This window comes from Streptomyces sp. NBC_00212 (genome assembly GCF_045206365.1).
In the GTDB taxonomy this organism is placed as follows: domain Bacteria; phylum Actinomycetota; class Actinomycetes; order Streptomycetales; family Streptomycetaceae; genus Streptomyces.
Genome location: NZ_CP108115.1, coordinates 3,294,803 through 3,314,822, shown reverse-complemented (window position 1 = coordinate 3,314,822; position 20,020 = coordinate 3,294,803). Strand labels below are relative to the sequence as shown.

Annotated in this window: 16 protein-coding genes; 7 read left to right on the top strand and 9 right to left on the bottom strand. The window is 70.8% G+C overall.

Features of this window, described 5'->3' with window-relative positions; genetic code table 11:
• Positions 1 to 125 precede the first annotated feature (125 nt).
• The 3 genes from ilvA (at position 126) to OHA17_RS14920 (ending at position 3,400) form a co-directional block, all read left to right on the top strand.
• The gene (gene ilvA / locus OHA17_RS14930; RefSeq protein ID WP_398876527.1) at positions 126 to 1,355 is read left to right on the top strand and encodes a threonine ammonia-lyase; all 1,230 of its coding nucleotides are present in this window, start codon (positions 126 to 128) and stop codon (positions 1,353 to 1,355) included.
• Between the two features lie 177 nt (positions 1,356 to 1,532).
• The gene (locus tag OHA17_RS14925; RefSeq protein ID WP_406507071.1) at positions 1,533 to 2,546 is read left to right on the top strand and encodes an ATP-binding cassette domain-containing protein; all 1,014 of its coding nucleotides are present in this window, start codon (positions 1,533 to 1,535) and stop codon (positions 2,544 to 2,546) included.
• Complete coding sequence (locus OHA17_RS14920; RefSeq protein WP_406507070.1) at positions 2,543 to 3,400, top strand: ABC transporter permease; 858 nt, start codon at positions 2,543 to 2,545, stop codon at positions 3,398 to 3,400. The genes OHA17_RS14925 and OHA17_RS14920 overlap by 4 nt, the downstream gene beginning before the upstream one ends.
• 60 nt (positions 3,401 to 3,460) lie before the next feature.
• Here the strand turns inward: OHA17_RS14920 and greA are convergent, their stop codons facing one another.
• Both greA and OHA17_RS14910 read right to left on the bottom strand, forming a co-directional pair.
• Entirely contained in the window at positions 3,461 to 3,958 is a 498-nt protein-coding gene (greA, locus tag OHA17_RS14915; RefSeq protein ID WP_406507069.1) for a transcription elongation factor GreA, read from the bottom strand.
• Between the two features lie 222 nt (positions 3,959 to 4,180).
• Entirely contained in the window at positions 4,181 to 4,582 is a 402-nt protein-coding gene (locus OHA17_RS14910; RefSeq protein ID WP_406507068.1) for a DUF4307 domain-containing protein, read from the bottom strand.
• Positions 4,583 to 4,709: 127 nt separating this feature from the next.
• Between OHA17_RS14910 and mca the strand changes: the two genes are divergently transcribed.
• Positions 4,710 to 5,591 (top strand): mycothiol conjugate amidase Mca, encoded by an 882-nt coding sequence (gene mca / locus OHA17_RS14905; RefSeq protein ID WP_406507067.1) that lies wholly within the window; start codon positions 4,710 to 4,712, stop codon positions 5,589 to 5,591.
• Complete coding sequence (locus OHA17_RS14900; protein WP_406507066.1) at positions 5,584 to 5,829, top strand: hypothetical protein; 246 nt, start codon at positions 5,584 to 5,586, stop codon at positions 5,827 to 5,829. Before mca ends, OHA17_RS14900 begins: the two co-directional genes overlap by 8 nt.
• Positions 5,830 to 5,908: 79 nt before the next feature.
• Here OHA17_RS14900 and OHA17_RS14895 read toward each other — a convergent pair whose 3' ends face one another.
• A complete protein-coding gene (locus tag OHA17_RS14895; RefSeq protein WP_406507065.1) occupies positions 5,909 to 9,115 on the bottom strand; it encodes a tetratricopeptide repeat protein in 3,207 nt (1,068 codons plus the stop codon).
• Between the two features lie 113 nt (positions 9,116 to 9,228).
• Here OHA17_RS14895 and OHA17_RS14890 point away from each other — a divergent pair, with 113 nt between their 5' ends.
• Positions 9,229 to 11,253: a thioredoxin domain-containing protein gene (locus OHA17_RS14890; protein ID WP_406507064.1), complete on the top strand. Its 2,025-nt coding sequence runs from the start codon at positions 9,229 to 9,231 to the stop codon at positions 11,251 to 11,253.
• Between the two features lie 493 nt (positions 11,254 to 11,746).
• Here the strand turns inward: OHA17_RS14890 and OHA17_RS14885 are convergent, their stop codons facing one another.
• From OHA17_RS14885 to OHA17_RS14875, 3 genes are all read right to left on the bottom strand, one after another.
• Positions 11,747 to 12,433, bottom strand: coding sequence for a TetR/AcrR family transcriptional regulator (locus tag OHA17_RS14885; protein WP_406507063.1), 687 nt, complete (start codon positions 12,431 to 12,433; stop codon positions 11,747 to 11,749).
• 4 nt (positions 12,434 to 12,437) lie between these two features.
• Positions 12,438 to 14,009, bottom strand: a complete 1,572-nt coding sequence (locus OHA17_RS14880) for a DHA2 family efflux MFS transporter permease subunit (protein WP_406507062.1) — start codon at positions 14,007 to 14,009, stop codon at positions 12,438 to 12,440.
• A 192-nt stretch (positions 14,010 to 14,201) separates the two neighbouring features.
• On the bottom strand, positions 14,202 to 14,891 hold the full coding sequence (locus OHA17_RS14875) for a hemolysin III family protein (RefSeq protein ID WP_406507061.1): 690 nt from the start codon (positions 14,889 to 14,891) through the stop codon (positions 14,202 to 14,204).
• A gap of 289 nt (positions 14,892 to 15,180) precedes the next feature.
• On the opposite strand from OHA17_RS14875, the gene OHA17_RS14870 reads away from it, so the two are divergent.
• Positions 15,181 to 17,025 (top strand): phosphoenolpyruvate carboxykinase (GTP), encoded by a 1,845-nt coding sequence (locus OHA17_RS14870; RefSeq protein ID WP_406507060.1) that lies wholly within the window; start codon positions 15,181 to 15,183, stop codon positions 17,023 to 17,025.
• Between the two features lie 297 nt (positions 17,026 to 17,322).
• On the opposite strand, the gene OHA17_RS14865 is transcribed toward OHA17_RS14870, so the two are convergent.
• The 3 genes from OHA17_RS14865 to OHA17_RS14855 all read right to left on the bottom strand — a co-directional run bounded on the left by OHA17_RS14865 (position 17,323) and on the right by OHA17_RS14855 (position 19,963).
• Positions 17,323 to 17,709, bottom strand: a complete 387-nt coding sequence (locus OHA17_RS14865) for a hypothetical protein (RefSeq protein WP_406507059.1) — start codon at positions 17,707 to 17,709, stop codon at positions 17,323 to 17,325.
• Between the two features lie 94 nt (positions 17,710 to 17,803).
• Complete coding sequence (locus OHA17_RS14860) at positions 17,804 to 19,015, bottom strand: pyridoxal phosphate-dependent aminotransferase (RefSeq protein WP_053726314.1); 1,212 nt, start codon at positions 19,013 to 19,015, stop codon at positions 17,804 to 17,806.
• 321 nt (positions 19,016 to 19,336) lie between these two features.
• The gene (locus OHA17_RS14855) at positions 19,337 to 19,963 is read right to left on the bottom strand and encodes a hypothetical protein (protein ID WP_406507058.1); all 627 of its coding nucleotides are present in this window, start codon (positions 19,961 to 19,963) and stop codon (positions 19,337 to 19,339) included.
• Between the last annotated feature and the right edge of the window lie 57 nt (positions 19,964 to 20,020).

The window sequence follows — 20,020 nt, the reverse complement described above, 5'->3', positions numbered from 1 at the left end:
GGTGGGGGACAGAGTACGCGGCCTGACCGGCATACGTACCGGCGGTGCGCAAACCTGTGGACAACTCCCGTGCGGATGAGAATCCGGGCGGCCGGAAAGGGGCGTGAGCTGCAAGACTTGCTGTCATGAGCTTCAGTACGTCTGGCCCCTTGCACCACCTCATCCTCGATGACATCCGCGGCGCGCAGAAGATGCTGTCGGGGGTGGCCCGCACCACCGCGATGGAGGGGTCGCGCCACCTGTCGTCGCTGGTGGGAGCCCCGGTCCACCTCAAGTGCGAGAACCTCCAGCGCACCGGTTCGTTCAAGCTGCGCGGGGCGTACGTACGGATCGCGGGGCTGCGTCCCGAGGAGCGGGCGGCCGGGGTCGTCGCCGCGAGCGCGGGCAACCACGCGCAGGGCGTGGCCCTGGCCTCCTCGCTGCTCGGCGTGCACTCGACGGTGTTCATGCCCATGGGCGCCCCGCTGCCGAAGGTCGCGGCGACCCGGCACTACGGCGCGGAGGTGATCCTGCACGGCACGGTCGTGGACGAGACGCTGGCCGCCGCCGAGGCGTACGCGGCCGAGACCGGCGCGGTGTTCATCCACCCCTTCGACCACCAGGACATCATCGCCGGGCAGGGCACGGTGGGCCTGGAGATCCTGGAGCAGTGCCCCGAGGTGCGCACCATCGTCGTCGGCATCGGTGGCGGCGGGCTCGCGGCGGGCATCGCGGTCGCGGTGAAGGCGCTGCGGCCCGACGTGAAGATCGTCGGCGTGCAGGCGGCGGCCGCCGCGGCCTACCCGCCCTCGCTGGCCGCCGGGCACCCCGTCGCCATCGACCCGGCGCCGACGATGGCCGACGGGATCAAGGTGGGGCGGCCCGGGGACATACCGTTCGCGCTGGTCAGCGAGTTGGTGGACGAGGTGCGTACGGTCTCCGAGGACGAGCTCTCCAGTGCGCTGCTGCTCTGCCTTGAGCGGGCGAAGCTGGTCGTGGAGCCGGCCGGGGCGAGCCCGGTGGCCGCGCTGCTCAGCGATCCGGGGGCGTTCCGCGGGCCGGTCGTCGCGGTGCTCTCCGGCGGCAATGTGGACCCGCTCCTGATGCAGCGGATCCTGCGGCACGGCATGTCGGCGGCGGGCCGCTACCTGTCGCTGCGCCTTCGCCTGACGGACCGGCCCGGGGCGCTGGCCTCGCTTCTCGGGGAATTGTCAGTGCTGGATGCCAATGTGTTGGACGTGAGCCACGTACGGACCGACCCTCGGCTCGGACTCACGGAGGTGGAGGTCGAGTTGCAGCTGGAGACGAAGGGCCCGGAGCACTGCGCGGAGGTGTCGGCGGCGCTGCGGGAGGCGGGCTACACGGTCATGGGCTGATCCGGGACCTGCGCGTGACCAGGGGGTGAGGAAGGTCGCGCAGGACCGCTGACAGGACGCGATGTATCGCGTTATGGTGTGGCTCGACAAAGGCTCCACCGGGCGATGCGTGCCCGGAAAATCTAGGATTTGTCCAGCACATTCCGGGAAGTCACACCCAAAACTGGGGGTACCCACATGCCAGGCGCCATCTATGCCGAAGGCCTGGTGAAGACTTTCGGCGACGTAACGGCTCTGGACGGCGTGGACCTCGATGTCCCGGAAGGGACGGTCCTCGGCCTGCTCGGCCCCAACGGCGCCGGCAAGACCACCACCGTGCGCGTCCTGACCACCCTGCTCCAGCCCGACCGCGGCAAGGCGGTCGTCGCGGGCATCGACGTCCTCAAGCATCCCAACGAAGTCCGCCGGTCCATCGGCCTGTCCGGCCAGTTCGCGGCCGTCGACGAATACCTCACCGGCCGCGAGAACCTCCAGATGGTCGGCCAGCTCTACCAGATGAACGGCAAGGCCGCGAAGGTGCGCGCGGGCGAACTGCTCGACCGCTTCAACCTGGCCGACGCCGCCGACCGCCCCGCCAAGACGTACTCCGGCGGCATGCGCCGCCGCCTCGACCTCGCGGCCGCCCTCGTCGTCTCGCCGCCCGTCATGTTCATGGACGAGCCGACCACCGGCCTCGACCCGCGCAACCGGCAGCAACTGTGGGAAGTCATCCAGGAGTTGGTGGCCGGCGGCACCACCCTGCTGCTCACCACCCAGTACCTCGAAGAGGCCGACCGTCTCGCGCACGACATCTGCGTCGTCGACCACGGCAAGGTCATCGCCCGCGGCAGCTCCGACCAGCTGAAGGCCCGCACCGGCGGCGAGCGCGTCGAAGTCGTCGTCCACCAGAGCGACCAGATAGCCCCGGCCCGCGAGGTCCTGGCGGGCTTCGGCAAGGGCGAGGTCAAGGTCGAGGAACACACCCGCCAGCTCACCGTCCCGGTCGCCGGCGGCGCGAAGCTGCTCGCCGAGGTCATCCGCGAACTCGACACCAGGGGCGTGGAGATCGACGACATCGGCCTGCGCCGCCCCACCCTCGACGACGTCTTCATCTCCCTGACCGGCCACGCGGCCGAGATCCCCAAGGAAGAGGAAGAAGAGCCCGCCGACGCCCACGGCAGGTCCAAGGGCCACAAGGAGGCCGCGAAGTGAGTGCCATCACCGACGTCGTGCCCGCACCGCGGGCGCGGGGCGGCATCGGCGGGTCCGTACGGGACTCGCTGGTCGTTGCCAAGCGGAACTTGATCCGCATGACCCGGATTCCCGAGATTGTCCTTTTTGGCCTGATCCAGCCAATCATGTTCGTGGTGCTCTTCACGTACGTCTTCGGCGGGTCCATCAGCGTTGGCGGCTCCACCGATCCGAAGCTCTACAAAGAGTTTCTGATGGCCGGCATCTTCGCGCAGACCGTCACCTTCGCGACCGCCGGAGCGGGCGCGGGCATCGCCGACGACATGCACAAGGGCCTCATCGACCGCTTCCGCTCGCTGCCCATGGCGCGCGGTGCGGTCCTGACCGGTCGCACGCTCGCGGACCTGGTGCAGACCGCACTTACCCTCGTAGTGCTTGCAGGCGTCGCTCTGCTCGTCGGTTGGCGGACACACGAGAACATTGGCAAGGTGCTCTGCGGCTTCCTGCTGCTACTCCTGCTCGGGTACGCGTTCTCCTGGATCGGCGCCCTCATTGGCCTGACCGTGCGGACCCCGGAGGCAGCGACCTCCGGCGGGCTGATCTGGCTGTTCCCTCTGACGTTCATCTCGAACGCCTTCGTGCCGGTCACCGGCATGCCGTCGTTCCTTCAGCACATCGCGGAGTGGAACCCCTTCAGCGCCACAGTGGCGGGTGCCCGTGAACTGTTCGGGAACACGATGCCGAACGTGCCGAAGTCGATAACAGGCGCTTGGCCGATGGAACACCCGGTCCTGGCCTCGGTCATCTGGTCCGTCCTGATCATTGCCGTCTTCCGTACCCTCGCGGTCCGCAAGTACCGCTCGGCCAGCGTCTGACAGACGCGGAAGCCCCCGGCCGCTCCAAGGCGGTCGGGGGCTTCGCAGGGCGTGCGGGCGTCAGCCGGTGAACGGCTCGGCCGCGAGGATCTTCACCGAGGCCTTCTTGCCGTTGGGCAGCTCGTACTCGGCGTCCTCGCCGACCTTCTTGCCGTTCACGCCGGAGCCGAGCGGCGACTGCGGCGAGTACGTCTCGAAGTCGCCCGAGGCGTACTCGCGCGAGGCCATCAGGAACTGCAGGGTGTCGTCCTTGTCGCCGTCGAAGGCGATCGTGACGAGCATGCCGGGGGCCACCACGCCGTCCGCGGCGGGGGCCTCGCCGACCTTGGCGTGCTCCAGGAGCTGGGTCAGCTGGCGCACCCGGAGCTCCATCTTGCCCTGCTCCTCCTTGGCCGCGTGGTACCCGCCGTTCTCCCGGAGGTCACCCTCCTCACGGGCCGCCGCGATCTTTACGGCGATCTCCGTGCGCGCGGGACCAGACAGGTACTCCAGCTCGGCCTTGAGCTGGTTGTACGCCTCCTGGGTCAGCCAGGTGACGTTGTCGCTGGTCTGGGTCACAGGTGCTCCTCGTCGGTACTGGGAATACAAAGCATCGCCCTACCCCAAAGCATGTGCCTGGATGGGTGGGCGAAACCACGAGCCTAACAATTCAGGCGCCGTAGGGGGAGGACATAAACCGCTAGAACTTCATCAACGCAGGTCAGAGGCAGTGCGTCGTCAACCTTGATCAATAACTTGAGCAGTACGGGGCCGGGTCGGGCCGGTGCGGCCCGCTGCGGCTCAGTCGGACTGGCAGCTGACCAGGTCGGCGGCTGTCGCCCGCGAGGTCGTCGTGATCGTGACGACCTTGTCGACCTGTTTGACCGGCTCGTCGAACCGGAAGTCCGCCCGGCCCACGTCGTCGCCGCTGGTCTGCTGGGCGCGCAGGGTGCAGGTGCCCTTGGCGTTCTTGTCCTTGACGACTTCGAGGTGCACCTCGACCGAGGTGTCCGAGATGACCTTGAACTTGATCACCTGCGCGGAGAGTGACTGCCCGCCCACGTAGTCGTAACCGATCCAGCCGATCACGCCGAGCAGCACGACCCCGAGCACCGAGCCGACGATCTTCAGCTTGCGGTCCGCGCGCTCGTCCGCCGAGCGCCCGTAGCGCCCCTGAGGGAGCTGCTCGCGAACAGCGGCCATGATCGTCCTCCTGCTGGTGGGGGTCGCCGGAATTTTCCGCCCCCCGATTCGGTCACTATAGAAGCCGCCCATTGCGCCGATCACAGAGGGCGCCGAATTCACTTACTGAGTCACCGAGGATCGAGTCTTGACTGAGCAGCTGCGACTGATGGCCGTCCACGCCCACCCCGACGACGAGTCGAGCAAGGGCGCGGCCACCATGGCGAAGTATGTGTCCGAGGGGGTGGACGTGCTGGTCGTGACCTGCACGGGAGGCGAGCGCGGCTCCATCCTCAACCCCAAGCTCCAGGGCGACAAGTACATCGAGGAGCACATCCACGAGGTCCGCAAGAGAGAGATGGACGAGGCGCGCGAGATCCTCGGCGTGAGCCAGGAATGGCTCGGCTTCGTCGACTCGGGGCTGCCCGAGGGCGACCCGCTGCCGCCGCTGCCGGAGGGCTGCTTCGCCCTGGAGGACGTGGACGTCGCGGCCGGCCGCCTCGTGCGGTCCATCCGCACCTTCCGTCCGCAGGTCATCACGACGTACGACGAGAACGGCGGCTACCCGCACCCCGACCACATCATGACGCACAAGATCACGATGGTGGCCTTCGAGGGCGCGGCCGACACCGAGAAGTTCCCCGAGGACGAGTTCGGCCCGGCCTTCCAGCCGCAGAAGCTCTACTACAACCAGGGCTTCAACAAGCCGCGCACGGTCGCCCTGCACGAGGCGCTGCTCGCCCGCGGCATGGAGTCCCCGTACGGCGAGTGGCTGGAGCGCTGGAAGGAGTTTGAGCGCGCCGAACGCACGCTGACCACGCACGTTCCGTGCGCGGAGTTCTTCGAGATCCGGGACAAGGCGCTCATCGCGCACGCCACCCAGATCGACCCGGACGGCGGCTGGTTCCGCGTGCCGCTCGACCTCCAGAAGGACGTCTGGCCGACCGAGGAGTACGAGCTCGCGAAGTCGCTCGTGGACACTTCCCTCCCCGAGGACGACCTCTTCGCGGGCGTACGCGACAATGCCTGATATGAGCGCAAGCCTCGCAATGACGCACATGATCCCGTTGGCCGACGAGATCAACAACGACAAGGTGACGCCGGGTGTCCTCGGCTTCATCGTCTTCGCCGCCCTCGCCCTTGGCGTGTGGATGCTGATGAAGTCGATGAACCGCCACATGGGCAAGGTCGACTTCGAGGAGACCCCGGACCCGTCCGCGGCGACCCCGGCGGCCGCCCCGGGCAAGAGCGCACCGAAGAACGCCTGACCCTCCGGGTCTGCTGAGCGCCCCCGCCGCGCCCGTTCAGGGACGCGGCGGCGGGTGCTTCCGGCTGTGGCCGACGGCGTCAGCGCCCCGCCCTCACCGGCACCCCCATGACCTCCCGGGCGTGCCGGTCCGGGACCATGCCCAGGTGCCAGGCCTGCCAGCCGGCCTCCAGGGAGATGCCGCGCTCCAGCATGAGCGCGAAGGCCTCCGCGCAGTCCTCCAGCTTGCCGTCGCGGGAGTCGTGGGTGGCGCGCAGGAGCTGGGCCACCTCCTCCTGGGCGACCGCCGTGCCGACGTCCACGCCGCCCGCGCCCGCGTACGGCAGCAGCGTGCAGCGCAGGAAGCGGGACCAGTCGCCGCCGCGCCGGTCGTCGTACGAGGCGAACAGCGCGGTCGCCTCGTCGCACAGCGCGAGCGCCGGGCCCGGTCGGTTGTTGCCCGCGTCGATCAACGCGAGCTCCAGACACGTCCAGGCCTCGCCGTGCGCCACCCCGATGCGGTGGAAGTCGGCGCGCGCGTCGACCAGGAGCTGGCGGGCGAAGCCGGAGTTGCGCAGGTTGCCGGTCTGGGCGGCGCGCTGGTCGCGGGTGACCCGGCCCGAGTGGTGGCGGGTGCAGGCGAGCCCGTACACGTCGCGCATGCGGGAGAACATCGTGCGGGCCCGCTCCAGCTCGCGCACCGCCTGGTCGCGGTCGCCGCGTTCCTCCAGGGCCTGGCCCAGGTAGTACAGCGTCCAGGCCTCGCCGCGCGCGTCCTCCTGCTCGCGGTGGCGCGACAGGGCCTGGCGGAGCTGGTCGACGGCGGCCGACGCGTCGCCGTCGACCAGTCGGGCGCGGGCCAGCTGGGTCATCGCCCAGGCCTCGCCGCGGCCGTCGCGCGTGCGCCCGTACATGTCGAGCGCGGTACGCAACTCCTCCTCGGCGCGCGGGACTTCACCCATCCGCAGATACAGCTGGCCGAGCTGGAAGTGCGTCCAGGCCTCGCCGTGCAGCGACTCGTTCTCGCGGTGCAGGGCGAGCGCGGTGGCGAGCAGGGTCAGCGCGCCGGACAGGTTGGCCCGGTCGCGCTCGACCGCCGCAAGGGCGTGCAGCGACCAGGCGCGGTCGCCGGACAGCTCCTCGCCGGCCTGGAGGTCGATCGCCTCGCGCAGGCGGGTCGCGGCCTCGGCGAGGTTGCCCTGGTGGTGCAGGGTGATGCCGAGCGAGCACAGCGCGAGGGCCTGGCCCGCCTCGTGCTGGGCCTCGCGGTAGAGGTTGACCACGGACGACAGTGTCGTACGCGCCGTGTCGAGCTCGCCGAGCTGGCGGGCCGCGATGCCGGTGCGCCACTGCACGGAGCGGACGAGCAGGCCCTGGTCGACAGCCTGGGTCAGCTCGCTGATCTCGCCCAGGCGGTAGAGGTCGCCGCGCAGCAGGCAGTAGTCGCACAGCGCGCCGAGCAGGCTGAGCACGGCCTCCTGGTCGACGCCCTCGGCCTGGCGCAGGGCGGCCGTGATGAAGCTCGACTCGTCGTCCAGCCAGCGCAGCGCCGCGTCCAGGGAGGGGAAGCCGTGCCCGCCGAACTGGCCGGCCCGTGTCGACATCTTGCCGTCGACCATGCGGCCCACCGCGTCCGCGAGCTCCGCGTAGTTGCGGATGAGGCGTTCCTGCGCGGCCACCCGCTCGGCCGGTTCCTCCTCGTCGGCGAGGCGGGCCTCGGCGAAGGACCGTACGACGTCGTGCAGCCGGTAGCGGCTGCCGCGCACGTGGTCGATGAGCCCGGCGGTGGCAAGAGCCGCGAGCTGGCGCTGGGCCTCCTGCTCGTCGGCGGCGAGCAGCGACGCCGCGGCCGCCGCGCCGAGCGAGGCCCTGCCCGCGAGCGCCAGGCGGCGCAGGAGGCGGCGGGCCGGCTCGGACTGGTCGGTGTAGCGCAGCCACAGGGCCCGCTCGGCGGGCGCCACCGGACCGTACGCCGCCAGGTCCGCGGCGAGTGCCCGCGCCGAACGCGGCCCGAGCGAGGACCCGGCGATGCGCAGCGCCAGCGGGAGCCCGCCGCACAACTGCCGTACCAGCTCGGTCGATTCGGCGTCGTAGGGGCCGGGCTCCTTCTCCTCGGCGGACTCGCGCAGGAGCTCCTCCGCGCCCGCCGCGTCCAGTGGTTCGACGGCCAGCTGGTGCACCCACGCCGGGAAGTCGGCGGGCAGGTCGAGGGGTTTGGAGGAGGTGACGAGCACCAGGCCCTCGGAGCGCTGCGGCACCAGGGTGCGGACCTGCTCGGCGTCGTCGGTGTCGTCCAGTACGACGGTGACCGCGAGGCCCGTCAGGTGCTGGTGGTAGAGCTCGGCGAGGCGGCGCACCTGCTGTTCGGGGGAGGACCTCTCGCGGAACAGGAGCTGCTCGCGGGGCGCGCCGAGCCGGTTGAGCAGGTGAAGGAGCGCGTCCCTGGTCGGCAACGGGCTCTCGCCCGACAGGCCGCCGCCGCGCATGTCGACCAGGCACGCGCCGCGGAACTGGTCGCGCAGCCCGTGCGCCGCCCGCACCGCGAGGGTGCTGCGGCCCGAACCGGGCGCGCCGTGCAGGACGACGACCACCGGGCGGGTCTCCGTCGAGGCCCGGGCCGCCTGCACCCACTGGCCGATCCGCGCCAGCTCGGAGCGCCGCCCCGCGAACGGGCCCTGAGGATCGGGCAGATGGCCGAACGACTGCTCAAGCACCGACCTGCGGCGGGCCGCCGCGCTCTTGTCCGTGCCGCGCAGCTGGGTGGGCACCTTCTTCTGCGGCGGCTTGGGGCTCACCGCGCGCTGCTGGTCCAGGAACGGCCGGATGCCCCGCACCTCAAGCGCCGTCAGCCACTGGAGCCGCAACTGCTCCAGGCCACCCGGCTGGCCGAGCGCCCCGGCCCGGCGGTGCGCGGCCGGCACGTGCGAGGCCGTCACCTTGGCGACCGTCCCCGCGGCCCCGGCCACCGCCACGGCCGCCCCGGTGCCCACCGCGCCGCCCGCGCCGACCCCGAGCGCGATGTCGACGACCACGGCGGCGATTGCCCCAACTCCCGTCGCGAGTAAGCCGGTTGAGCCGCCATCTCGCTTGAACCGCTTCCCGAAGGAGAGCTGTCCGGCCGTCGCCTCGTCCAGAGCGTGGGTGTAGGCCGCGTACTCCTCCGCGGCGCTCCGGGCCAGCGCGTCGAGCGCGCCCCGGCCCCGGGAGAGCAGGGCGCTCCCGTCGGACCGTCCGCCGGAGCGCCGTACCTCTTCCTCCACGGCGCGTACCAACAGCCGCTCGGCCTCGGCCCGATGGCTGTCCCGCATGTGCGTCCCCCTCCGAGAGCCCGTCGCCCGCCTACGTCTCCAAGTGTCCAGCGTGACGCGCGTCGGCGCGAGGGAGTCGGCGGATCATCTCCCGCGTGGGGGAGTATGGGGTCATGCCGAACCGCCTCGCCCATGAGACGTCCCCCTATCTCCTGCAGCACGCCGACAACCCGGTCGACTGGTGGCCCTGGTCGCCCGAGGCCTTCGAGGAGGCCCGCGAACGCGGGGTTCCGGTGCTGCTCAGCGTCGGGTACAGCAGCTGCCACTGGTGTCACGTCCTCGCGCACGAATCGTTCGAGGACGAGGTCACGGCGGCCTTCATGAACGAGCACTTCGTGAACGTGAAGGTGGACCGCGAGGAGCGGCCCGACGTCGACGCCGTCTACATGGAGGCGGTGCAGGCGGCGACCGGGCAGGGCGGCTGGCCCATGTCCGTGTTCATGACCCCGGACGGCGAGCCGTTCTACTTCGGTACGTACTTCCCGCCCGAGCCCCGGCACGGCATGCCGTCCTTCCGGCAGGTCCTCGAAGGCGTCCAGGGCGCGTGGGCCAACCGGCGCGACGAGGTCGCGGACGTCGCCGGGAAGATCACCCGCGATCTGGCGGCCCGCGAACTGGACCACGGCGCGGGCGGAATGCCCGGCGAGGAGGAGCTCAACCAGGCGCTCCTCGGGATCGTCCGCGAGTACGACCCGGCAAGCGGCTGGCTCGGCAGCGGCGACACCAAGTTCCCGCCGGGCATGGTGATCGAGTTCCTGCTGCGCCACCACGTCCGGACCGGGTCCGAGGGCGCCCTGGAGATGGCCGAGGGCATGTGCGAGGCCATGGCCCGCTCCAGCCTGTACGACCAGCTGGGCGGCGGCTTCCACCGCTACGTACTGCGCCCGCGCCCGGGGGCCGCCCTGGTGCCGCACTTCGAGAAGATGCTGTACGACAACGCCCTGCTGTGCCGGGTGTACGCGCACCTGTGGCGGGTCACCGGCTCCGAGCTGGCCCGCCGGGTCGCCCTGGAGACCGCCGACTTCATGGTGCGCGAGCTGCGCACCAACGAGGGCGGGTACGCCTCCGCGCTGGACGCCGACAGCGACGATGGTGCCGGGCACCATGTGGAGGGCGCGTTCTATGTGTGGACGCCCGCGCAGCTCGCCGAGGTCCTGGGCGAGCGGGACGGCGAAGCGGCGGCCCGGCACTTCGAGGTGACGGAGGAGGGCACGTTCGAGGAGGGCGCGTCAGTCCTCCAACTCCCTTCAAATAGTGGCGAGTTGGACGGATCTTCGGCAGAGCGACTGCTGGCGGCGCGTGAGCTGCGGGAGCGGCCCGGCCGGGACGACAAGCTGGTGGCCGCCTGGAACGGCCTGGCGATCGCGGCGCTCGCGGAGGTGGGCGCGCTCTTCGACCGCCCGGACCTGGTGGAGCGCGCGACCGAGGCCGCGGACGTTCTCGTACGGGTCCACATGGACGGCCACGCCCGGCTCGCCCGGACCTCCAAGGACGGTCAAGTGGGCGCGAACAGCGGGGTGTTGGAGGACTACGCGGACGTCGCCGAGGGCTTCCTCGCGCTGGCCGGGGTGACGGGGGAGGGGGTCTGGCTGGAGTTCGCGGGGTTCCTCCTCGACATCGTCCTGGACCAGTTCGTCGGCGAGGAGGGCGTCCTCTACGACACCGCGCACGACGCGGAGAAGCTGATCCGGCGGCCGCAGGACCCGACGGACAACGCGACGCCCTCGGGGTGGACGGCCGCGGCTTCGGCTCTGCTGTCCTATGCGGCGCACACGGGGTCCTCGGCGCATCGGGAGGCGGCGGAGGGGGCGTTGGGGGTGGTCCGGACGCTCGGGCCGCGGGCGCCGCGGTTCATCGGCTGGGGTCTTGCGGCGGCTTCCGCGGCGCTGGACGGGCCGCGGGAGGTCGCGGTGGTGGGCGCGCCCACCGACCCGCGGACGGGGGCGTTGCACCGTACGGCGCTGCTGGCTTCCGCGCCGGGGGCGGTGGTGGCGGTGGGGATGCCGGGGGACGGGGAGTTCCCGCTCCTCGCGGACCGGCCGCTGGTGGACGGCTCTCCGGCGGCGTACGTGTGCCGGCGGTTCACTTGCGAGGCGCCGGTCACTTCGGCGGATGCGCTGGCTGAGGCCCTGAGTTAGCCCCCACCCCGCCCCTTCCCGCTGTGACGCTCTGCGGCTCCGCCGCGTGGCCTCCGGGGGAGTGGGGTTGGCTGCGGCCAGCTGGGTGGCGCTGGGGGCGCTGCCCCCAGACCTCCGCTCCTCAAACGCCGGAGAGGCTGGATTTGCCGTGCGGCGGGTGCGGGCCGGTGGGTGGCGCTGGGGCTCCGCCCCAGACCCCGTTCGCGCCTTAAGGGCGCTCGTCCTCAATCGCCGGACGGGCTGGAGTGGGCTGATGTCCGTGTTCGCGGTGCGGGCTTGGGAGGCCTGCATGGGCGCCCTGCCAGGACCAACCCTGCTAGGGGCGCGGGGAACTGCGCGACCAGCCACGCACGGTCCGTAAGCCGAAAAGGCACGGGGTCTGGGGCGGAGCCCCAGGCAACGGACCTCAGCCCATTCCCACCCCCGGCGGGTCTCGGGAAGGGGCGGGGTGGGGCACAACGGGGTCTGGGGCGGAGCCCCAGCGCACCCCGGCCTACTTCGTACCCAGGGTCAAGCCCTCGCTCAGCGTGTTCATCGTTCGGGCGATCAGGTCCAGGAAGTCGTCCTCGTGGTGGTGCTCCGCCCAGTACACCATCGCCTCGTGGAGCGCCCCGAGCACCGCCATCGCGAAGACCCGGACCTCCAGGTCCACCCCCTCCCGACCCGTCCGCTCCGCCAGCACCTCGCACAACATCCGGCTCGTCGCAGCCACGGATTCCATCATGCGGGCCCGCAGCGCCGGGATCTCCGCGATCAGGCTGGTGCGCTGCAGGGTCTCCTCGCGGTCGTGCAGCAGGGAGAGCCGGACCGCCTCGGTGATGATGGCGCGCAGCGATTCCAGCGGGGGTTCCCCGGCGGGCCGGGACCGCAATTCCCGCAGCATGATCGGGTCGAACTCGTCGGTCAGGACGATGTCTTCCTTGGTCGGGAAGTAGCGGAACACCGTCGAGGGCGAGACCTCCGCAGCCTCCGCGATCTGCTCGACCGTGGTGGCCTCGTACCCCTGCTCCGCGATCAGCCGGTACGTGGCCCGGCGGATCGCGGTGCGGGTCTTGATCTTCTTGCGTTCGCGCAGGCTCAGTTGAGGCTGGAGGCTCTCCGCGACCGAGTCGACCGGGTCGACCGACTCGGCCGAGGTGACGGAGCCGGCGGCGGGGCTGGTGCGAGAGGTGGCGGCCATGTGGTCATTGTCCTGCATCGGGTGCGGCCGGAGCGACGCCGCCGGGCGCCGGACCTGCGGATTCGGTCTTCGGGAGCAGGGCCGCGGCGAGCAGCGCGGTCACCGCGGCGGCCGCGCAGCAGACGAGCAGGACGACGCCCATGCCGTGCACGTACGAGGAGTCGGCGGCCGACAGGAGAGGGAGGTCGCCCGTCTTCGCGGACACTATGTGCGCCGCCACCACCGAGTCCCCGGCCGCATGTGGTGCCCCGGCCGGCAGACCGTCCGCGTACACCCCGGCGAGCAGTGAGCCGAGCAGGGCGATGCCGACGGCGCTGCCCACCTGACGCACCGTCATGAGGAGGCCGGAGCCGCTGCCCGCGCGGTCCGGGGGCAGGGTGTCGAGGGCCGCCGTCATCGCGGGCACCATCGCGAAGCCGAACCCGAGTCCGGCCAGCGCGAGCCACAGCGCGGTGTAGCCGTAGCCGTCCCCGACATCGGTCCGGCTGCCGAGCAGCGCGGCGCAGGCGAGCACCACGAGCCCGGCACTGATCACGCCGCGCGCCCCGAACCGTACGGTCAGCGGCGCGACGCCCTTGGCCGCGACCATGAGCCCGCCCATCAGCGGCAGCATGCGAAGGCCGGTGCCGAACGCGTCGTTGCCCAGCACCGCCTGGAGGTAGGGCGGCAGCACGAACATGAGGCCCGACAGGATGAACATCACCAGCGTCGCGGCGAGCGTGTTCAGCAGGAACGGCCGGTGGCCGAGCAGCTTGAGGTCCAGCATCGGGCGCGCGGCCCGCCGCTCCCGTACGACCAGAGCCGCGATCAGGACCGCTCCGCCACCCAGCATGGCGAGGACCAGCGGGCTGCCCCAACCCCGGTTCGGGGCCTCGATGATGGCGTAGATCAGCGCGCCGAGCCCGGCCGCGGTGAGCGCGGTGGACAGGGCGTCGACCTTGGGGGACGCCGGGTCGCGGGTCTCGGGCAGCAGGAAGGCGCAGGCGGCTATGCCGATGCCGACCATCGGGATGTTGATCAGGAAGACCGAGCCCCACCAGAAGTGGTTGAGCAGGAACCCGCCGATGATCGGGCCGAGAGGCATGCCGAGCGCGGAGGCCGCGGTGACGATGCCCATGGCCTTGCCGCGCTCGGCCGGGGCGAAGAGTGAGGGAAGGACCGCCAGCGCCAGCGGCATCACCAGCGCGCCCCCGATGCCCATGACCGCGCGGGCCGCGACGACCGGTTCGACGCTGCCCGCGAGCGAGCCCACGAGTGAGCCGACCAGGAAGATCCCGAGGCCGGTGATCAGCATCCGGCGCCGCCCGAACCGGTCGCCGAGCAGCCCGGCGGGAAGCATCAGCGCCGCGAACACGACGACGTACGCGTCGGCCATCCACTGCTGCTGTCCTGTGGTGGCGCCGAGCTGGGCGGCCATGGTCGGCAGCGCGACGTTCAGGATCGTCATGTCGAAGCCGAGCACCAGCATGCTCGCGACCATCGCCCCGAGCGCCCACCAGCGGCGGGGGTCGGGGGATGGCGCGGCCGTGCGGGTGGGCGCCGCGGCGCCGGTGACGGGTGTGGGCGGTGTCGTCATGGGTCGGCCCCCGTGGGTGAGTTCCGTACGCGAGGTCGCGCACATTGGAAGTTCATGTCTTATGACAGTAACTCTCAAAAGGTTGTTGGTGTCAACGACTCAGGAGTGGCGGATCGGGGGCGACGGCTCGGGGAACGCGAAAGGGGCCCCCGGCGCCGATGCGCCGGGGGCCCTCAGGGGTCGGAGTCCGGGTTATCCGTGCTGGTAGGCGACGAGCGAGATGCCCACGTAGTGCACGACGAACGCGGCGAGCGTCAGCGAGTGGAAGACCTCGTGGAAGCCGAAGAAGCGCGGCGACGGGTTCGGGCGCTTGATGCCGTAGATGACGCCACCCGCGCTGTAGAGGAGCCCGCCGACGATGACCAGGACGAGCACCGCGATGCCGCCGGCCCGCATGAAGTCGGGCAGGAAGAACACGGCCGCCCAGCCCATCGCCAGGTAGCAGGGCGTGTAGAGCCAGCGCGGGGCGCCGATCCAGAACACCCGGAAGGCGATGCCGGCCGCCGCGGCCGCCCATACCGCCCACAGCAGGACCCGGCCGGTCGAGCCGGGCAGCAGGAGCAGGGTGAGCGGGGTGTAGGTGCCCGCGATGATGAGGAAGATGTTGGCGTGGTCGAGGCGGCGCAGGATCGCCTCGCCGCGCGGGCCCCAGTTGCCCCGGTGGTAGAGACCGCTCACCCCGAACAGCAGGCAGGCGGTCAGGACGTAGATCCCGCAGGCGATCCGCGCCTTGGTGGAGCCCGCGAGCGCGGTCAGCACCAGGCCCGAGATCAGTACGGCCGGGAACATCCCGGCGTGCAGCCAGCCGCGCATCTTCGGCTTCACCTGTTGTGTCACCGGGTCGATCGCGGGGGCCATCACCTGATCAGTCATGGTCCGCATGCTACCTACGGCCCCGTAGGTTACGGATAGGTACGGCCCGTCACTGAGCGTCCTTCGGTCGTCGGGTAAGTGAACGGCAAATGGCAGTTAAGAAGGCGGTAAGTGGTGATGCTCACGTGAGAGGCCCCCTGGACATATGGGCGAACGACGCGGAAGATCAGATGAGTGCGGTCGGCACCGGATGAGCGCCAAGAGGATCCACGGGGTCAAGCATCCGGGTCGCAGCCCCCACGGGGCGGCAATGAAGTAGTACGTCAACCCCTCCAAAGACCCTCATCAAGGAGCGATCGTGGCGCGCGATATCGCGGCTCCCCTCTCTGTCCCCACCAAGCACCAGGAACTGATCTCGTGGGTCAACGAGATCGCGGAACTGACCCAGCCGGACAGTGTGGTCTGGTGCGACGGATCCGAGGCAGAGTACGAGCGCCTGTGCGGGGAGCTCGTCGCCAAGGGCACCTTCAAGAAGCTCGACGAGGCCAAGCGCCCCAACTCGTACTACGCCGCCTCCGACCCCCGTGACGTCGCCCGGGTCGAGGACCGTACCTTCATCTGCTCCGAGAAGGAGGAGGACGCGGGCCCGACCAACCACTGGAAGGCCCCCGCCGAGATGAAGGCCATCTTTACCGGAGAAGGAAACAGTTTCGCCGGTGAGAAGGGCATCTTCCGCGGCTCGATGCGCGGGCGCACGATGTACGTCGTCCCCTTCTGCATGGGCCCGGTCGGCTCGCCGCTCTCCGCGATCGGCGTCGAGATCACCGACTCCGCCTACGTCGCCGTGTCGATGCGCACCATGACCCGCATGGGACAGCGCGTCCTGGACGAGCTCGGCACCGACGGCTTCTTCGTGAAGGCCGTCCACACCCTCGGCGCCCCGCTGGCCGAGGGCGAGGCGGACGTGCCGTGGCCGTGCAACACCACCAAGTACATCTCGCACTTCCCCGAGTCGCGCGAGATCTGGTCGTACGGTTCGGGCTACGGCGGCAACGCCCTGCTCGGCAAGAAGTGCTACGCGCTGCGCATCGCCTCCGTCATGGCGCGCGACGAGGGCTGGCTCGCCGAGCACATGCTCGTCCTCAAGCTGACCCCGCCGAGCGGCGAGCCCAAGTACGTCACCGCGGCCTTCCCGAGCGCCTGCGGCAAGACCAACCTCGCCATGCTGGAGCCGACCATTCCCGGCTGGAAGGTCGAGACGATCGGCGACGACATCGCCTGGATGCGCTTCGGCGAGGACGGCCAGCTGTACGCGATCAACCCCGAGGCCGGCTTCTTCGGCGTCGCGCCCGGCACCGGCGAGCACACCAACGCCAACGCCATGAAGACGATGTGGGGCAACTCCGTCTTCACCAACGTCGCGCTCACCGACGACGGCGACGTGTGGTGGGAGGGCATGACCGAGACGGCGCCCGCGCACCTCACGGACTGGAAGGGCAACGACTGGACGCCCGCCTCCGACACCCCGGCCGCGCACCCCAACGCCCGCTTCACCGTGCCGGCCGGCCAGTGCCCGATCATCGCGCCCGAGTGGGAGGACCCCAAGGGCGTGCCGATCTCGGCGATCCTGTTCGGTGGCCGTCGCGCCTCCGCGGTGCCGCTGGTCACCGAGTCCTTCGACTGGAACCACGGCGTCTTCCTCGGTGCGAACGTTGCCTCCGAGAAGACCGCCGCCGCCGAGGGCAAGGTCGGCGAGCTGCGCCGCGACCCGTTCGCGATGCTGCCGTTCTGCGGCTACAACATGGGCGACTACATGGCCCACTGGGTCAAGGTCGGCGCCAACGCCGATGCCGCCAAGCTGCCGAAGATCTACTACGTGAACTGGTTCCGCAAGAACGACGCGGGCAAGTTCGTGTGGCCCGGCTTCGGCGAGAACAGCCGCGTCCTGAAGTGGATCGTGGAGCGCCTCGAAGGCAAGGCCGAGGGCGTCGAGACCCCCATCGGCATCCTGCCGACGAAGGAGTCCCTGGACACCGACGGCCTGGACCTGCCCGACGCCGACCTCGACTTCCTGCTCAAGGTCGACAAGGAGGTCTGGCGCGAGGAGGCGGCGCTGGTGCCCGAGCACCTCAACACCTTCGGCGACCACGCGCCCAAGGAGCTGTGGGACGAGTACCGCGCCCTGGTGTCCCGCCTCGGCTGACCGCCCCGAAACCCCCTCCGGTCACGGCCGCCTGTCCTGGCCCGGCCGGAGGTGTTCGCGGCGGGTCGGTTCGACATCCGCCCTGACCTGTGGGGTCACTCGTGACCCGCCGCGTATACAGGCCGACCCCCGGAGTTCCCTCACGGCTCCGGGGGTCGGCCTTTTTCGCGTACGTCTCCATCGATGCGCGCGTGTGTACGTCGCCTCAATTGGCGCGTACGGAACGGCAGTTGGGAATGTGTGGCACCCGGTCCGCAGACCTCCGCGGCTCGCGGACCGGGGCCGAACAGGGGCCGCTCAGGAGGCGGCGGTGAGGGCGCGGGCCGCCGCGTGGGCGTCCATGCGCTCCGCCGCCAGGATCGCGGCGGCGGTGTCGGCGCGCGAGGCGGCGACGAGAAGGGCGCGGCCCGCGAGCGCGTGGGCGCGCTTGTGCAGGGTGTCCGCGTCGGCCCGGCTGAGCCCCGCGTGGCGGACCGGCGGCAGACCGCCGCGCAGCCGGGCGACCTGCCGGGCGATGGCGTCCCCGGCCTCGGTGAGCCCGAGTTCGTCGGTGACGGCGAGCAGGGCGGAGAGGTGTCCGGCGAGCTGGATGTCCAGCTCGTCCTCGCGGGAGCGGTGCGGGATGGGGGCGTCGTCGGCGGCCATCGTGCTGTGGACCGACTTGGTGCGGATCGGTTCGTACATGGGAATGGCCTCCTGAGTGTTTCAGGAAGCCATCCTAGCTTAGATTCTGTCTAAAGTTGAGTCGGGCCCAATCGGAGGCCGGGGAGGCCGGGGGCTACACCTGGCTGTAGCCGTCCAGGAACGTGCCGATCCGCGTCACCGCGTCCGCCAGGTCCTTCGCGGACGGCAGCGTCACGATCCGGAAGTGGTCGGGCTCGTGCCAGTTGAACCCGGTCCCGTGCACCACCATGATCTTCTCGGCGCGCAGCAGGTCGAGCACCATCTGCCGGTCGTCCTTGATCTTGTAGACGTTCGGGTCCAGGCGCGGGAAGAGGTAGAGCGCACCCTTCGGCTTCACGCAGGTGACGCCGGGGATCTGCGTGAGCAGGTCGTACGCCGTGTCCCGCTGCTCCAGGAGCCGCCCGCCCGGCAGCACCAGCTGCTCGATCGACTGGCGGCCGCCGAGCGCGGTGGCCACCGCGTGCTGGGACGGCATGTTCGCGCACAGGCGCATGTTCGCGAGGATGGTCAGGCCCTCGATGTACGAGGACGCGTGGGCCTTCGGCCCGCACACCGCCAGCCAGCCGGAGCGGTAGCCGGCCACCCGGTAGTTCTTCGAGAGCCCGTTGAACGTGAGGACCATCAGGTCCGGGGCGATCACCGCGGTCGGGGTGTGGGTGGCGCCGTCGTACAGGATGCGGTCGTAGATCTCGTCCGAGCAGACGACCAGGTTGTGGCGGCGGGCGATCTCGGTGAGACCGCGCAGCATCTCGTCGTCGTACACCGCACCCGTCGGATTGTTCGGGTTGATGATGACGATGGCCTTGGTGCGGTCGGTGATCTTGCGCTCGATGTCGGCGAGGTCCGGCATCCAGTCGGCCTGCTCGTCGCAGCGGTAGTGCACGGCGGTGCCGCCCGCGAGCGAGACCGAGGCGGTCCACAGCGGGTAGTCCGGCGAGGGGACGAGCACCTCGTCGCCGTCGTCGAGCAGCGCCTGCATCGACATCTGGATGAGCTCGGAGACGCCGTTGCCGAGGTAGACGTCCTCGACGCCCAGCTCGATGCCCTTGGTCTGGTAGTGCTGCATCACCGCGCGGCGCGCGGACAGCAGGCCTTTCGCGTCGCCGTAGCCGTGCGCGCCCGCGAGATTGCGGAGGATGTCCTCCAGGATCTCGGGCGGGCACTCGAAGCCGAAGGCTGCCGGGTTGCCGGTGTTCAGCTTGAGGATGCGGTGGCCCTGCGCCTCAAGACGCATCGCCTCCTCAAGGACCGGGCCCCGGATCTCGTAACAGACATTGGCGAGCTTCGTCGACTGGATCACCTGCATGACGGCCACCTTACGGGCGTGTTTCGCGGGGTGCCTCGTGATTTGGGGCGGCTGGGTCCCGGGGGGCTTGGTGTCGGCTTTCATCGCAATGCGGTGGGGTTGGGCGGGCCGGGGGAATGCGGGTCGCTGGGCGCGGCCTGGCTTGGAATGGGGGTGCGGGCCGTGGGGGTGAGATCTTCCCCACCCCGCCCCTTCCCGAGACCCTCCGGGGGTTGGAGGGAGGTGAAGGTTGGTTTCCTGGGGCTGTGCCCCAGACCCCGGCGGGGACTTCGTCCCCTCCACCCCTATCGGGGGCTCCGCCCCCGGACCCCCGATCGCTCCTTAAGGGCGCTCGTCCTCAAGCGCCGGACGGGCTGGGGGTGGGCTGGTGTCCGTAGTCGCTTGGCGGGCTAGGAGTGGGCTGGCGTCTGTGTTCGCCGGACGGGCTGGGTGGCCGGCCAGCGCCGCCACCCCCGGCAGCCAGCCCAGTCCCAACCCCCACGCCGCCCCGAACGCCGCCCCCGCCGCCCCGTACAGCAGCCAGCCCGCCGGGCCCGCCTCGACCATTCGGGCCGTTACCAGGCCGCGCCACACCCCGGCCGTCGCCGCGCCCGTGATCAGCGCGGTCCAGCCTGCGAGGAGGCGGCGGGGGCGGCTCGCGACGGGGCGTCGGCGCAGATGGCGGCGCATGCGCAGGACCGCCGCCGCCACCAGGACCGCTGCCGCGAAGTCCTCGCACAGGAGCTGGGGCCAGCCCGTGCTCCCGAGTGGCACCGCACGGAGCGAGGGCAGCGCGAACGGCGCCCCGAGGGCGCTCGGGACCAGGGTCATTCCCTTGTGCGCGGTGAGCGCGGTCAGGGCCGGGGTCAGGCCCAGGAGCAGCACGAGCAGCAGGCAGACCCCGGCGACGGCGGCCACCGCCGGCTCGGCTCCGGGCAGACGCATGGGCTGACGCGTGAGCTGACGCATGGGCGGACCCTAGGGCACGGAGCGGCCGATGAGAAGATGCTGAACAATTCTCAACTA